We start from the raw sequence: 14,092 nt of genomic DNA, 5'->3' as shown, positions 1-14,092 counted from the left end.
ACTATGAAAACCTTGATTCGTTATATTTCATTCTATCAACGACTCACCGTTTTCTCAAACAAATCGCTTTCAGCAAGTGTTGATAATTGAGGGGAAATATAGAAATTATCCAACTACATTGTTCGATAATAATTTAACACTTTCTTAACATAGTTTTGAGTTTCTTTAAATGGAGGAATGCCTCCATATTTTTTTACATTACCAGGTCCTGCATTATATGCAGCTAAAGCCAGTTCCAAGTCATTATCAAATTGATCGAGCATTTGACGCAAATATTTTGTACCACCCATGATGTTTTGTTCAGGGTCTTTCGTATTCGTTACACCTAAATATTTTGCGGTACCTGGCATCAATTGCATAAGCCCGGTAGCCCCAGCTGAGCTTACTGCATTTGGATTAAAGTTCGATTCTTGTTTTATAACTGCCATAATTAATTTTTCAGGAATACCGTATTTGGCAGATGCTCTTTGAATCATTTCACGATAATCTCCGTGCGTTGCTGAATCGATATTTGCTTCTGATTCGGAAGCGTTAGATTGAGAATAGGATGTTGTTATGTACGGATTTGGGCTAGATAATATGAATTTTGAAATATAATCTTTTGCATCATCATTTAGTCCGTTTTTATAAGAAAAGTTTTCAATCGCTTCAAGTAGGGCTTTTTCTGGATTATCGCTATTTTGGGTAGTAGCCAATATTTCTTCTAGCATTTCTGCAAATAAACCTTCCTCAGTCGTTGCATTGATAGAAGAGCTATTTAGGGAACGCAATGCGTCAATTTCTAATATGGTTTTCATCATTGTTGCATCCATTTACTGTACTCCTTTCTCTTGGACAGCTTTCATAAATCGGGCGATTTTTTTGTCAGCTATTTGTATATCGATATTTCGTTCTTGTAAAAAAGATAAAAACCGTTTCTCCCCTACTGTCGGGTTATTTGTTTCATATTCTACCTCATAATCATCGCAGTGCAAATAGAAGGAATGGTCAAAAACAAGAATTCCCCCCTCATATGGCACCTCAGCCCGATCTGTTGTCAATGTTCCAAAGGGGCGTAAATCTTCAATAGGCACTTGCAATCGCAGTAATCTTTCCTTGACAGAAGGTGCCCAAAATCCCTTGCCAGAAAGCATATCATCCCTTTGTTGTTGTGTTAAAATGTCCGTTGTTTCAAGATGAATATGTTTTGCCGTTTTCTCTTTTAAAGTACAAAAATATTTTCCTTTTTGTTCTCGAATGCGTAGAGCACTGGAAAATTTCCTCAAGTGCCAATTTTCTGTATCAAAATAGTGATTAACTTGTCGAACGATTTGATGTTTTTGAATGTTGAACTCTGTTAATAATTGTTCATATTGTTCTTTTGTTAACATGTTTTTAAATTCAATTTCATACTGTTGACTCATGACTTTATCCCTTTCATTTATGCATTTTATTGAACCTTTTTATCGAAAATAGTTCCTGCTATGTTAAAATATGAGGAGAAATGGTAGGAAGGGATTGTTATAAATGCGCAACGTTTATGTCGTTGATGATTATCGTTTTGAAAATGATGAACTTTATTTTAGTTTAAGCAAAAATCACTCCAAAATACAAATTCAGCCGGCAGGACAAGTGTTAACGGATTCTGACGAGCTTGCTTTTATTTATGTCGTTGAAGAAGACAACGAATATAGTTATTTACAATTTCCTAAAAAAGTGTGGCGTGCATTAGTAGAAATGATAAAAAAGAAGAAAGATTCGATATTAATTTTAGATAATGAATCCATACTATTACATAATTTTTCGAATGAATTAGAAATGCTCATATATAACATTGAAGGAAATGGCAATTACGGTGATGAATTTGTACAAGCAGTAGAAGAAACTTTTCGTGAAATATTAGAAGCACAATAATTGATTGAGTTTTTGTAGCGTATTGGGGGGATTTTTATGGGGCAATGGGAACGCTTCCTAGGACCTTATAAACAAGCAGTCGATGAACTAAAAGTGAAATTTAGAGGGATGAGATCTCAGTTTTCTGCAGAAGGCACAACTTCACCCATTGAATTTGTTACTGGTCGAGTGAAACCATTAGCAAGTATATATGATAAAAGTTTTGAAAAAGGAATTCCCTTTGAACCTTCAGAACAATTAGCAAGGGAGTTGCAAGACATCGCTGGTATTCGCATTATGTGTCAATTTGTTGATGATATCACAACGGTTGTTAATTTAATTCGCCAGCGAGATGACCTGAAAGTAATTGAAGAAAAAGATTATATTACTCATAAAAAACCAAGTGGTTATCGTTCATATCATATGATTGCAGAGTATCCAGTGGAAACGGTCAGTGGGAAAAAGACGGTATTAGTAGAAATACAAATACGTACGTTAGCCATGAATTTTTGGGCTTCAATCGAACATTCTTTAAATTATAAATATAAGGGCGATTTTCCTGAAGAAATTAAATTACGCCTAAAACGTGCGGCTGAGGCAGCATTCCAACTAGATGAAGAAATGTCATCAATCCGTTATGAAATACAAGAAGCACAGGCGTATTTTAGTGAAAATAAGGAAGCTCAAAATCCAAAGATCCGAGAGGAAAGGGAGCGTGAATAATTTGAAATTTTCTATTCAATCACGCAATGATTCTCAATCAAATGAATTGAAGGAACTTGCAAAAAATTACTTACAGGATTTCGGATTAATATTGGATGAAGTAGAACCGGATATTGTCATTTCCATTGGCGGAGACGGTACTCTTTTGCATGCTTTCCACAACCATGTGAAAAGATTGGATAAAGTGGCTTTTGTAGGGATTCATACTGGGCATTTAGGATTTTACGCAGATTGGAAACCTTCTGAATTGGAAAAGTTAGTATTAAGTATTGCGAAAAATCAATATAAGGTCGTTGAATATCCATTATTGGAAGTGAATGTGTGCAATCATACTGAAATCAGTAGTTATCTTGCACTCAATGAGGCAACGATTAAATCGCCCAACGTGACGTTAGTGATGGATGTGTTTCTAAATGATCGCCATTTTGAACGTTTCCGCGGTGATGGTTTATGTATTTCAACCCCATCAGGAAGTACAGCGTATAATAAAGCATTAGGCGGCGCAATCATTCATCCTACATTGCAAGCGATTCAAGTGACGGAAATGGCATCAATCAATAACCGCGTTTTCCGTACAATCGGATCCTCCCTAGTGTTACCAGCCCATCATACATGTAAATTAAAACCGGTCAAAAACCAAACGTTCACAATGACAATAGACCATCTGCAATTAGACCACAATGAATTAGATTATATCATTTTCAAAGTGGCAAAAGAGAAAGTGCGATTTGCAAGGTTCCGTCCGTTTCCATTTTGGGAAAGGGTTCATGATTCCTTTATTGCAAGTGAGTGATTCAAATGCCATTTAAACTGCAGTTTCAAGCAATGGAAGATGGACAATTATTAAGAGAAGCGATTTTAAAACAAGATATTTCGAGCAGGGCATTAACGGCAATCAAATTTCGCGGTGGTAAAATTTTAGTGAACGGTGTAGAACAAAATGTTCGCCACATCCTTTCGAAAGGGGATGAAATTACAATCATTTTCCCTGAAGAACAGGCGAGCGAGCATCTAAAACCAGAGAATGGACAATTAAATATTGTTTATGAAGATGATGCATTGTTAATTATTGATAAACCGCCTTTTATTAATACCATTCCTTCAAGGGAACATCCGACGGGAAGTATCGCTAATTTTGTTTATGGATATTTTTTGGAACAAGGAATTGATTCCACCGTCCATGTTGTGACTAGATTAGATCGGGATACTACTGGGCTTGTTTGTATTGCAAAACATCGGCATATTCATCACTTAATGAGTACACAATTGCAAAAGGGGCAAATCATAAAAGAATATGAAGCCATTGTACATGGACATGTTTCAAAGGATCTTTCCATTATTCTCCCAATAGGCAGGAAAGATTCAAGTATAATCGAACGGGAAGTAAGAGAAGATGGACAATATGCACATACCGATGTGAAAGTAATAAACCGCTTCATTTATCAAAATGAGTCACTTTCACATGTTCGTCTACGATTACATACTGGAAGAACCCATCAAATTCGTGTTCATATGTCGCATATCGGGCATCCGCTTGTAGGCGACGAATTATATGGAGGAAGTAAACATATATTAAATCGTCAAGCCCTTCATTGCGTATACTTGGAAATGATTCATCCGTTATTGAAGAAAAAAATTATTTTTTCTAGTGAACTAGTTGAATCCATGAAAAAAATAATCCATAATTAGATGTTCGAGTTATTCGAGCATCTTTTTTTCTGCAAATACACAAAAATATTCATAAAAATTTTATTGTCGAGATTAAAAATGCAACCTATCATTTAGGTTGAGAGGAGGGGGACAAAATGATCGAAGAAAAAGATGAAAAACGGGATGTTTCTTATGATGAGGAGCAGCTGTTCCAAAATTTAATTGAAGAAAATATTGATGAATTCCGGAAGCATTTTTTATCACTTCATGCGTATGAGCGGGCAAAATTTTATGTTAAGGTTGGACCAGACATACGCAGGACAATGTATCATTTTTTGTCTCCCGAAGAAATGGCGGAAATTTATGAAGCCATTGAATTGGATGATGAAGAAGTTGAACATTTTATTAAAGAAATGGACCCCACATATGCGGCAAAAATGTTGTCTTACATGTATACAGATGATGTGGTGGATGTATTAAATGAATTAGATCAAGATGATCGAAATAGTTTTCTTGAATTGATGGATGAAGAAACGAAAGAAGAAATTACAGAGTTGCTGGGGTATGAAAAATATACAGCCGGTTCCATCATGACGACGGAATATGTATCAATTCAAGAAAATTCAACGGTACGATCGGCGATGAATGTGCTTCGTCAAGAGGCACCAGATGCAGAAACAATTTATTATGTGTTCGTTGTCGATGAATCTCATCGATTAACAGGAGTTTTATCGCTAAGAGACTTAATTGTTGCAGATGAAGATGCATTTATTCGAGATATCATGAGTGATCGAGTTGTTTATGCAAAGGTTACAGATGATCAAGAAAAAATTGCCCAAATCTTTAAAGATTACAATTTCCTTGCTTTTCCAGTTGTTGATGACAATCTCGTATTGCAAGGGATTATTACTGTAGACGATATTATTGATGTCATTGATGAAGAAGCAAGCGACGACTATTCAAAATTAGCCGGTATTTCCGATATTGATGATATTGCTTCAAGTCCATTCAAAGCTGCAAAACAACGATTGCCATGGCTAATAATGTTGCTATTTTTAGGAATGATTACAGCGACATTAATGGGCCAGTTTGAAGAAACGCTTGAGAAAGTAGCGTTGCTTGCTTTATTTATTCCTCTCATTTCTGGAACTAGCGGAAATAGTGGTACGCAAGCTCTAGCTGTCGTTGTTCGAGGAATTGCAACGGGAGAAATTGATGAAAAAAGCAAACTAAAAATGATTTTTCGTGAAATGGGAACCGGATTAATCACAGGGATTGTTTGTGGTTTGATCGTAGTAGGAGTTGTGTTTGTTTGGAAGCAATCCTTACTAATCGGGTTGCTTGTTGGGACAGCTATCTGTTGTTCGATTTTTGTAGCAACGATTGCTGGCTCCTTTATTCCGTTGTTGATTCATAAATTAGGCATCGACCCAGCAGTCGCATCAGGCCCGTTTATTACGACTTTAAATGATATTACAAGTATTTTAATTTATTTAGGATTGGCAACGTTACTGTTAGGACAGTTGTAAACCTTCATAGAAAAATGGAAAGAAAAAATCTGCTTTTAAATGGAAGAGCAGATTTTTTCTTTTTCAATGAAAAATTATCGGGGGAGTGGACGAAACTAAATATTGAAAATTATAGAAGGCAAATTCCCTACAACAAAATTATTTAAAAGCTTTTTTGGATGATACGGTAATTGTTTCGATATCGTTGGCATTAATGGTTTTCAAGTCGTCTTGTGTACGGATTTTAATCAAAATGCCATCTAACCCTTCAATGATTCCTGTAATTTTTTCACCATTGTTTAAATGGAAAATTAAGTGACGATTTTTACGGTTGATGGGTTGTGAAAAATAATGCAATTGCCTTGCAATAACGGAATTTTTAATTTGCTCTCTACGCGTAATTTCATAAACAGAAGTACTTTCTTCAAGAGACGCTTCTTCCGTGTCTTCATCAACATCGATGTAATAAAAAGGAGGGGTTTGAATAAATAGTAATGGTTCTTCCACTGATGCACATCCTTTTTTCATAAAATATGCAACTCATTTTATTTCGTGACAAAATTATCTAGCTTCAGCAGTTTCAATTGCATTTTAAGACGATTTTCTTGTACTGGATTATCACTAGAATTCAGCTCACTTAATACCTATAAGAGATTCAAGAAGATTTTCAAGAGTAAATCAATAAAAGTAAATAAAAAGAAGGAGCAAGCTGCCCCTTCCTCTTGGTGGATGTTATTCCTTACTTGTTAATGTGTAAATTTACGTCAGCAATGCATTGAATTCCAGCAAAACGTGATAGATCAACTGTTACGCAAGTATCTGTTTTCTTGAATTGGTAGCAATCCATCATTGCTCCAGCATCTAGTGTCTCTCCATCTACTGCTGATATTGGTTCACATGCTTCGCTTGTTGGAGCAATTGCTCTAAGTGTAGCACAGCAATCACCGAACATATCTTCCACTCTGAAGAATGGCGTTTTGTACCAACCATATTCTTTATCGCAGAACATTACTTTAAATGGAGAACCATCTTCTGTTAGTAACATAAATACGCGAGTATCTGCATGGTTGCGACGATTTTTATTGTTAATTCCCCCAAGAGGTTCTAAGAAGCAGCTTGTTCCACAAGTATCATCATCATCTTTCACTACATGATTTTGAAGTTCTAATATTGTTTCTACTACTTCACAAATGCATCCTTCATGACGACGACCATGATGAGATGAACTCTCAAAATGTTTTTTTCCACAACCCATTATCATGTCACCTCACTTAATTTTGTTCAATCTACAATATGTAAAAGTGCGATTGAAATAAGGGCGATTGTCTATGGCCATAACAATTAGGTCATTTTTCTTGAATAGTTTTTTTTATGATAACGCATAATGACATTAAAAAGGGGGATGGAACTTGAAAAAATTGCTACTTCCTATTTTTATTTCGATTTTATTAGTGGGATGCAATGATGAAAAAACACTTGAAGTAAATAATGCAAATGGTGAAGAAGTGAAAGAAGTTGCTGCAATTATTAAAAATGAAGATGAAATAAACAGCGGAAGAGCCATTTTTGTGGAAGACCAATTGTTGGTAGCAGTTCAAGCAAAACCTTGGTTGGATTATAAAAAAACAAAAATTGAAAAAAATTTAAAAAAGAAGCTGGAAGAGATCTTGCCTGAATACGACATCACTGTTTCCTCGGATTACAAACTTTATTGGGAAGCGCAAAAACTTTTGAAAGAAGAAGACAGCGAAAAGGTGAAGGAGAAATTGGAAAAGCTAAAAAAATTGAAAAAGGAGGAAACGTAATGAATCAGGAACAATTTGAAAAGATTGAGCAGGAAATTACCCCTCCAACGCCCTATGTGAAAAACGTGTTAAAAGCATTTTTAGTTGGCGGCCTTATATGTACAATTGGACATGCTATTACCTACTTTTACATTATCTTTTTTGATTTTACAGAAAAAACGGTTGGGAACCCGACAGCTGCGACAATTATTTTCATTTCCATGTTATTGACTGGTTTTGGCTTATATAAAAAAATCGGTCAATTTGCAGGAGCTGGAAGTGCTGTTCCAGTTTCAGGATTTGGGAACGCAGTCATCTCAGCAGCAATTGAACACCGAACAGAAGGATTTGTGCTTGGAGTGGGAGGCAATATGTTTAAATTAGCTGGTTCGGTTATATTATTTGGCGTTTCTTCAGCTTTTGTTGTCTCCCTCATTAAATTAATTCTTGTAACAATGGGTGTTATCGAATGGTAATCATATTTCAGAGCAAACCGTCTATCATCGCAAGCGCAGCTGTCGCAGGGCCTTTGGAAAGAAAGAGTGTTTTTTATTCTTATTTCGATTCTGTTGTTGAAGATGAACGATGGCATCAAACCACAAACGAGCAAGGTAATGCAAAAATGATTGAAGAAGCATGTCAAATTTTATTAAAAAAAGCGAGTTTAAATAACTTGGATATCGATTTCTTTTTAGCGGGTGATTTGGTGAATCAAATGACGCCAACGAATTTTGCAGCAAAAGAAATAGCTGCATCTTTTATAGGTTTATTTTCAGCATGTGCAACATCGGTTTCATCGGTCATTATTGCTTGTTTACTGACAGAATTAGGAGCATCAAAACACGCTATTGCAGGTGCTTCCAGCCAACATAATTCAACTGAAAGACAATTCCGTTATCCTATTTATTACGGTGCTCAAAAACCAGCGACTGCCCAATGGACTGTGACGGCAGCAGGCTTTACTTTAATTGGGAAACATAATCCGAAAAATCCTTCAATTGTAGCTGCGACTGTTGGAAAAGTTGTAGATTATGGACAAACGAATCCGTTTCATATGGGAGCTGCAATGGCGCCTGCTGCATATGACACCATTACCAAACATCTAGAAAAACGGAAACAAACAATAAAAGACTATGATGTCATCATGACAGGAGATTTAGGGAAAATCGGATTAGAAATATTAAAAAGAATGTTTGTTGAAACAGGTGCAACCCAAGAAGAATTAAATATCTTCCGCGATGCCGGGGCAGAATTTTACGGAGAAGATAAATCCTTTTTAGCTGGGGCTAGTGGAGCTGGATGTTCTGCTTCAGTATATTTCAGTTATATACTTCAGCAATTAAAAGATGGGCGTTATAAACGAGTATTGCTTGTAGCGACAGGTTCTCTTCTCTCCCCACTAACTTTCCAACAAGGGGAGACAATTCCTTGTACTGCCCATGCAATCGAAGTGACGATGGAGTGAGGGCATAAAGATGATATTCATTGACTTTTTACTTGCATTTATTGTAGGCGGATTGATTTGTGCTATAGGTCAGTTATTAATGGATGTCGGAAAAATGACACCAGGAAAAACTTTATCTATTCTAGTTGTTGCGGGTTCAATTATTTCTGGATTAGGATGGTATCAACCTTTAATCGACTTAGCGGGTGCTGGAGCGACAATACCCATTACATCTTTTGGACATTCATTAACCCAAGGAGCAATTGCAGAAGCCGAAAAACATGGCTGGGTAGGCGTATTAACTGGAATGTTTGAAGTAACAAGTTCAGGTATTAGTTCTGCCATTGTTTTCGGGTTTATTGCAGCGTTAATTTTTAAGCCGAAAGGAAAAGTCAACTAGACGATTACCCCTCCTTAACGTTGTAGCTATGCATACACTACGACTGTATAGAAAGGAGGGGATTTTTTATGTGGAATAAATGTGGATGCCAACAACAATATCAACAAATTATGCCAGCCTATGACTATTGTGCACCCTCATATGTAAGTCCTGCATATTATAAAAGTAAATGTAAATACAACGGTAACATGTTTGTACTACTCGTTGTATTATTCATCTTATTAATAATTGTAGGAGCATGTAAGTGGTAAGGAGGGGAAACATGAATCATTTTTTTAAACAAATTGAAAAAAAGACTGGCGTAAGCATGGAAGAAATATTTGCACTAGCAAATGCGATACAACATGCGGATTTTACAAATGAAAAGCAAGTGCGTAAAATTGTTCGCCGAGTTAGTCAGTTAGCAAATAAGCCGATTTCTAAGGAATTAGAAGATCAAATTGTGAATTCAATTATAAATAATGGAGAATCATTAGATTTAAGTAGCATTCAAAGAATGTTAGGATAATGTAGAAAGAGGGTGTCTAGAAAGTTTTCGACTTTCCAGACACCCTCACTTCTTATGATTATCAATCTTTGTTTCTGCGGTATTTGAAACAAGTTTCCTCATTGAAAAGGAGAGTTCTCAAAAGACTTTTCAGAAGGCTCTTACATTTGTATTCATGCAGTTTTTTGAGAAAAGAAAATGAGCGAATTAAAAAACTCGCCCATTGTTAAGCTAAGCTGCTTTTAAGTGTCAATGAATTTGATTATAATTCTCCAGTTAATTTATATGTTTCGTACGTTGTCCAAGACCCATCTTCCAATTGATAAATTAGGTGTATGCGGTCAATTTCTTCCTTTTCATCAATACCAATCATACGCAATTGAGGATAAATATCGTCATGTTCTGTCTCCGTTAAATCACGACCGATTGTAATGTGTGGGATAAACACATGTTTTGGTTCACCAATGTTGATTTCTTTATATAAATCATCGTGAATGTTTTGCAATTGATCCGTTAGCTCAATTTTAAAGTAAATGACGTTCGTTGTTGGAAAGAACGAGCTGACCTTCGATGCATGTATTTTTAGCGGACCATATTTATTTGTAATGGATTTGATTGTATTTGAAACACTTTCAATTTGTGATTCATCCACTTCAAAGGCTTCTTTTAACGTAATATAAGGGGTAATTTTTGAATAATGGGAATCATATCGTTTGCGATAAGTATTCGCCAAATCTTGCAGTTTTTTTGATGGAAATGCCACAACACTTAACTTCATCCGCTTTCCTCCCTAAAATGCAAATTTTACTTAAGTATAGCAAATAATGCCCGGAGAATACATTATTTTATATTCCAAAAGTTTTGCAAAGTGCTCTTCTTAAATCTGGTTTCCAGTATTTCCATGTATGGTTGCCATCAAACTCATCGTAGAATATATTGAGATAATTTTTAGAGTGTAACAATTTATTTAATTCCCGATTAGGTGTTAGGAAATCCTTCACTTCTTTATCAAGTGTTACAACTTCCTTCTCTTGTTTTCCTATAACATGATAAATTGACAACGTATTATGAGTCGGTGCTTCCTCAACTGCTTTTAATACCCATTCATCTACATAAGGTGATTGTAAAATAACTTTGCCAAAAGTATGTGGATATTTGATTGCAGCAAGAAGAGATACAGTTGCTGCCATGGAATCTCCAATTAACCCTCGACTAGCACCAAGCGCTGTTGTTGAAAATTCATTATCAATGAATGGTACTAGCTCATGTGCTAAAAATTTCAAATAAGCAGCATGTTGATCTCCTGTCGGTATGTATTTTCTCTTACGATCTTGTGCATTTTTGTAAGGCACTCCGACGATAATTAAGTTTTCAATTTCATAATTGTCCATTAATTCATCAGCAATACGAGAAATTCCACCTAATTGGAAGTAATCTTTTCCATCTGAAGCAATTAAAATGTTATATTTATAGAGAGGGGTATAATTTCCAGGAGTATATACAAGCAACTCAAAGTGTTCATCTAATGCATTACTATAAAATGGTATTTCTTGAATAGATCCTTTTTCCACCTTTTATCCTCCTTAAAACAGTTGTTCATAATTGTATCATAATTCGAAAATATCGTGTATTATGAAATAAGAGAATATTTAAAATAAGCATTATAAAGGAAAATTCAAATAAAGTGAGGATTCACAAATGCAAGAGAAAAAAAGTCGAGTACATTCGAATTACGTGACGAAAGCAGCTAAGGAAGCATTACAAAGAAGAGGCGTAACAATTGAAGATATAGCTGAAATTGTGTATGAAATGCAGTCACCATATAATCATGGCTTAACTTTAGAACATTGCATTAATTCCGTTGAGCGCGTTATTATGAAGCGGGAAGTTCAACATGCAATACTTGTCGGCATAGAACTAGATGAATTGGCAGAAAAAAAGATGCTTTCAGAACCACTTCAAGCGCTTGTTGAAAATGATGAGGGTTTGTTTGGTGTCGATGAAACGATTGCTTTAGGTTCTGTTTTGACATACGGAAGTATTGCATTAACGACTTATGGTCATTTAGATAAAAATAAAATCGGTATTATTAAAAAGTTAGACACAAAAGCTGGCAAAGGAGTCCATACATTTTTAGATGATTTAGTGGCTAGTATTTCCGCATGTGCTGCGAGCCGTATTGCACATAAAATGCGAGATTTAGAGGAAGAAGGGGAAACATTTCAAGATGTTCCTCCAAAGGAATTAGGACCTGAAGGAGAAATGTTGCCGGTCGATGATGAACCATAATAAAGGCTGGGGTGAGACATGCCCAGCCTGTTCTTATTTATTTAAATGTTTAATTTTCTGTTTCCTCACCAGTATAATTATTTTCCTCTTGTGGTAATTGTTCTTTAAAGTATAAAAACGATTCGTCCTCTAATTGATGAATTTTTTCTTCATTTATTCCGATAGCCAAGGGTCCAGAAAAAATTTCTTCCCACCAATATTCAGTCGAAATCATACATCATTGCCCCCTCTTCAAAAATTCTTGTTAAAGAACCTCCATTGCTAATTTTTAAAAGGAGTTCTTCAATAAGTTGTAGTAATATTACTGTAGTTAGTATGGACTGAAAAAATTAATTTATGTATTCGGGAGGAAATAATGAAATTTGATATATATGATGTGGAAGTTATGATTCGAGAACAAAAGGATTTTTTTTATTCGGGGCAAACAAGGGATATAGAATATCGAAAAAAACAATTACTAAACTTGAGAAATACAATCAAAAAGTATGAAAGTGAAATATTAAAAGCATTAAATTTGGATTTAAGAAAAAGCGAATTCGAAGCTTATTCTAATGAAGTGGGTTTCGTGTTGCACAGCATTCAACATATGATCAAGTCTATCGATGAGTGGGCAAAACCTGTGGAAGTGAAAACGCCATTCCACTTTCAACCGGCAAAGAGCATGATTATTCGAGAACCATATGGTGTTGTATTGATTATTGGTCCTTTCAACTATCCGTTCCAATTAGTGATGGAGCCGTTAATTGGAGCTATAATTGGTGGAAATACTGCCATTGTAAAACCTTCTGAGTCTGCTATTCATACTGCTCAAATCATTAAAAAAATTATTGAAGAAACCTTTGATTCGCGGTATATACGAGTTGTTGAAGGAGAGAAGGAAGAAGTAAATGCATTGATTCATGCTCCTTTTGATTATATTTTCTTTACAGGCAGCGTCTCGGTCGGAAAAATTGTCATGCGTGCTGCGGCTGAACGGCTTACACCAATTACTCTTGAGTTAGGTGGAAAAAGCCCTACAATAGTAGATAAAAGTGCAAATCTTGATGTTGCAGCAAAACGAATTACATGGGGCAAATTTAACAATGTTGGACAAACTTGCGTCGCACCTGATTATCTTCTAGTCCATTCTTCGATTTATGAAAAATTTATGAAAAAACTAAAGCAAGCAATTGTTAGTTTTTATGGAAAGAATCCTCAATTAAGTAAAGATTACGGACGAATCGTCAATGAACGACACTTTGATCGACTTGCAAAACTTTTACAATCGGAAAAGCACAATGTCACTTTTGGCGGAAGAACGGACAGAAAGGATTTATATATCGAGCCTACCATCATTGAAAATATAAGTTGGCAAAGTCCTGTTATGGAAGATGAAATATTTGGACCGTTATTGCCTGTATTGAAGTACGACGATTTAACAAGAGCAATTGAGCAAATTCGAAAACTTCCAAAACCGTTAGCAGCTTATTTCTTTTCAGAAGACGAAAAACGAATTGATTATTTTTTACAAGAGTTGCCTTTTGGTGGAGGTTGTATAAACGATACGGTGACTCACGTAGGCAATATCTATTTACCTTTCGGAGGCGTAGGCACTTCTGGAATGAACAGTTACCATGGAAAAGCGAGTTTTGAAACGTTTACCCATGCAAAATCGATTTTGAAGCGTTCATCTAAATTTGCTAATAACTTATTATTTCCACCATATAAACAAAAAGTGAAATTAGTTCGAAAAATCCTGAAATAAATTGAATTCCATAGCGTATTTATTTTGAAAAAAATCGGCTTATGTCGTCAAAATTCGACACAATTCTAAAAAATTCATATTTCAAAAATTATTTTTGTCGAATATTATCTATTTTTGATATGATTATTATCATTAAAGAAAATGTTTATTAATAACAATATACACCGTTGCTACATAGAAAAGTGAGTTTA

Annotated in this window: 20 protein-coding genes; 13 read left to right on the top strand and 7 right to left on the bottom strand. The window is 35.3% G+C overall.

Annotated features, from left to right (window positions below; genetic code table 11):
• Positions 1-113 precede the first annotated feature (113 nt).
• Both NSU17_RS04035 and NSU17_RS04030 read right to left on the bottom strand, forming a co-directional pair.
• Positions 114-812 (bottom strand): lytic transglycosylase domain-containing protein, encoded by a 699-nt coding sequence (locus tag NSU17_RS04035; RefSeq protein ID WP_096550520.1) that lies wholly within the window; start codon positions 810-812, stop codon positions 114-116.
• Positions 813-1,403 carry a CYTH domain-containing protein gene (locus tag NSU17_RS04030; RefSeq protein WP_096550521.1) on the bottom strand — a complete coding sequence of 197 codons (591 nt, stop codon included), beginning with the start codon at positions 1,401-1,403 and terminating at the stop codon, positions 813-815.
• A gap of 103 nt (positions 1,404-1,506) precedes the next feature.
• Here NSU17_RS04030 and NSU17_RS04025 point away from each other — a divergent pair, with 103 nt between their 5' ends.
• The 5 genes from NSU17_RS04025 (at position 1,507) to mgtE (ending at position 5,774) form a co-directional block, all read left to right on the top strand.
• Positions 1,507-1,893: a UPF0738 family protein gene (locus tag NSU17_RS04025; RefSeq protein WP_340704336.1), complete on the top strand. Its 387-nt coding sequence runs from the start codon at positions 1,507-1,509 to the stop codon at positions 1,891-1,893.
• A 36-nt stretch (positions 1,894-1,929) separates the two neighbouring features.
• Positions 1,930-2,595, top strand: a complete 666-nt coding sequence (locus NSU17_RS04020; RefSeq protein ID WP_096550522.1) for a GTP pyrophosphokinase — start codon at positions 1,930-1,932, stop codon at positions 2,593-2,595.
• Between the two features lies 1 nt (position 2,596).
• Entirely contained in the window at positions 2,597-3,388 is a 792-nt protein-coding gene (locus NSU17_RS04015; protein WP_340434613.1) for an NAD kinase, read from the top strand.
• Between the two features lie 5 nt (positions 3,389-3,393).
• A complete protein-coding gene (locus NSU17_RS04010) occupies positions 3,394-4,284 on the top strand; it encodes an RluA family pseudouridine synthase (protein WP_340704335.1) in 891 nt (296 codons plus the stop codon).
• Between the two features lie 116 nt (positions 4,285-4,400).
• Positions 4,401-5,774 (top strand): magnesium transporter, encoded by a 1,374-nt coding sequence (gene mgtE / locus NSU17_RS04005; RefSeq protein ID WP_340704334.1) that lies wholly within the window; start codon positions 4,401-4,403, stop codon positions 5,772-5,774.
• A 138-nt stretch (positions 5,775-5,912) separates the two neighbouring features.
• Here mgtE and NSU17_RS04000 read toward each other — a convergent pair whose 3' ends face one another.
• The gene (locus tag NSU17_RS04000) at positions 5,913-6,260 is read right to left on the bottom strand and encodes a 4-diphosphocytidyl-2C-methyl-D-erythritol kinase (protein WP_340704333.1); all 348 of its coding nucleotides are present in this window, start codon (positions 6,258-6,260) and stop codon (positions 5,913-5,915) included.
• Positions 6,261-6,492: 232 nt separating this feature from the next.
• The gene (locus NSU17_RS03995) at positions 6,493-7,008 is read right to left on the bottom strand and encodes a CotY/CotZ family spore coat protein (protein ID WP_340704332.1); all 516 of its coding nucleotides are present in this window, start codon (positions 7,006-7,008) and stop codon (positions 6,493-6,495) included.
• Positions 7,009-7,162: 154 nt separating this feature from the next.
• Between NSU17_RS03995 and NSU17_RS03990 the strand changes: the two genes are divergently transcribed.
• The 6 genes from NSU17_RS03990 to NSU17_RS03965 all read left to right on the top strand — a co-directional run bounded on the left by NSU17_RS03990 (position 7,163) and on the right by NSU17_RS03965 (position 9,889).
• Positions 7,163-7,558, top strand: a complete 396-nt coding sequence (locus tag NSU17_RS03990) for a YhcN/YlaJ family sporulation lipoprotein (protein WP_340704331.1) — start codon at positions 7,163-7,165, stop codon at positions 7,556-7,558.
• Positions 7,558-8,013 carry a stage V sporulation protein AC gene (gene spoVAC, locus NSU17_RS03985; RefSeq protein WP_096550525.1) on the top strand — a complete coding sequence of 152 codons (456 nt, stop codon included), beginning with the start codon at positions 7,558-7,560 and terminating at the stop codon, positions 8,011-8,013. Before NSU17_RS03990 ends, spoVAC begins: the two co-directional genes overlap by 1 nt.
• Positions 8,007-9,002: a stage V sporulation protein AD gene (locus NSU17_RS03980; protein WP_340704330.1), complete on the top strand. Its 996-nt coding sequence runs from the start codon at positions 8,007-8,009 to the stop codon at positions 9,000-9,002. Before spoVAC ends, NSU17_RS03980 begins: the two co-directional genes overlap by 7 nt.
• A gap of 10 nt (positions 9,003-9,012) precedes the next feature.
• Positions 9,013-9,381 carry a stage V sporulation protein AE gene (spoVAE, locus tag NSU17_RS03975; RefSeq protein ID WP_016838246.1) on the top strand — a complete coding sequence of 123 codons (369 nt, stop codon included), beginning with the start codon at positions 9,013-9,015 and terminating at the stop codon, positions 9,379-9,381.
• A gap of 68 nt (positions 9,382-9,449) precedes the next feature.
• On the top strand, positions 9,450-9,632 hold the full coding sequence (locus NSU17_RS03970; RefSeq protein WP_096550527.1) for a YjcZ family sporulation protein: 183 nt from the start codon (positions 9,450-9,452) through the stop codon (positions 9,630-9,632).
• 11 nt (positions 9,633-9,643) lie between these two features.
• Entirely contained in the window at positions 9,644-9,889 is a 246-nt protein-coding gene (locus NSU17_RS03965) for a stage VI sporulation protein F (RefSeq protein WP_016838248.1), read from the top strand.
• A 241-nt stretch (positions 9,890-10,130) separates the two neighbouring features.
• Here the strand turns inward: NSU17_RS03965 and NSU17_RS03960 are convergent, their stop codons facing one another.
• Together NSU17_RS03960 and NSU17_RS03955 are read right to left on the bottom strand one after the other, a co-directional pair.
• The gene (locus NSU17_RS03960) at positions 10,131-10,646 is read right to left on the bottom strand and encodes a 2'-5' RNA ligase family protein (RefSeq protein ID WP_016838249.1); all 516 of its coding nucleotides are present in this window, start codon (positions 10,644-10,646) and stop codon (positions 10,131-10,133) included.
• Between the two features lie 67 nt (positions 10,647-10,713).
• The gene (locus NSU17_RS03955; protein ID WP_016838250.1) at positions 10,714-11,439 is read right to left on the bottom strand and encodes an alpha/beta hydrolase; all 726 of its coding nucleotides are present in this window, start codon (positions 11,437-11,439) and stop codon (positions 10,714-10,716) included.
• A gap of 127 nt (positions 11,440-11,566) precedes the next feature.
• Here NSU17_RS03955 and NSU17_RS03950 point away from each other — a divergent pair, with 127 nt between their 5' ends.
• A complete protein-coding gene (locus tag NSU17_RS03950; protein ID WP_096550529.1) occupies positions 11,567-12,157 on the top strand; it encodes a phosphatidylglycerophosphatase A family protein in 591 nt (196 codons plus the stop codon).
• Between the two features lie 49 nt (positions 12,158-12,206).
• On the opposite strand, the gene NSU17_RS03945 is transcribed toward NSU17_RS03950, so the two are convergent.
• Entirely contained in the window at positions 12,207-12,371 is a 165-nt protein-coding gene (locus tag NSU17_RS03945) for a hypothetical protein (RefSeq protein WP_016838252.1), read from the bottom strand.
• Positions 12,372-12,512: 141 nt separating this feature from the next.
• Between NSU17_RS03945 and NSU17_RS03940 the strand changes: the two genes are divergently transcribed.
• A complete protein-coding gene (locus tag NSU17_RS03940; protein ID WP_340704329.1) occupies positions 12,513-13,901 on the top strand; it encodes an aldehyde dehydrogenase in 1,389 nt (462 codons plus the stop codon).
• The last annotated feature ends 191 nt before the right edge of the window (positions 13,902-14,092 follow it).

The organism is Ureibacillus sp. FSL K6-2830 (assembly GCF_038004145.1).
Classification (GTDB): Bacteria; Bacillota; Bacilli; order Bacillales_A; family Planococcaceae; genus Ureibacillus; species Ureibacillus thermosphaericus.
The sequence above is the reverse complement of the archived record's forward strand: the minus strand, read 5'-3'. Positions and strand labels throughout refer to the sequence as shown.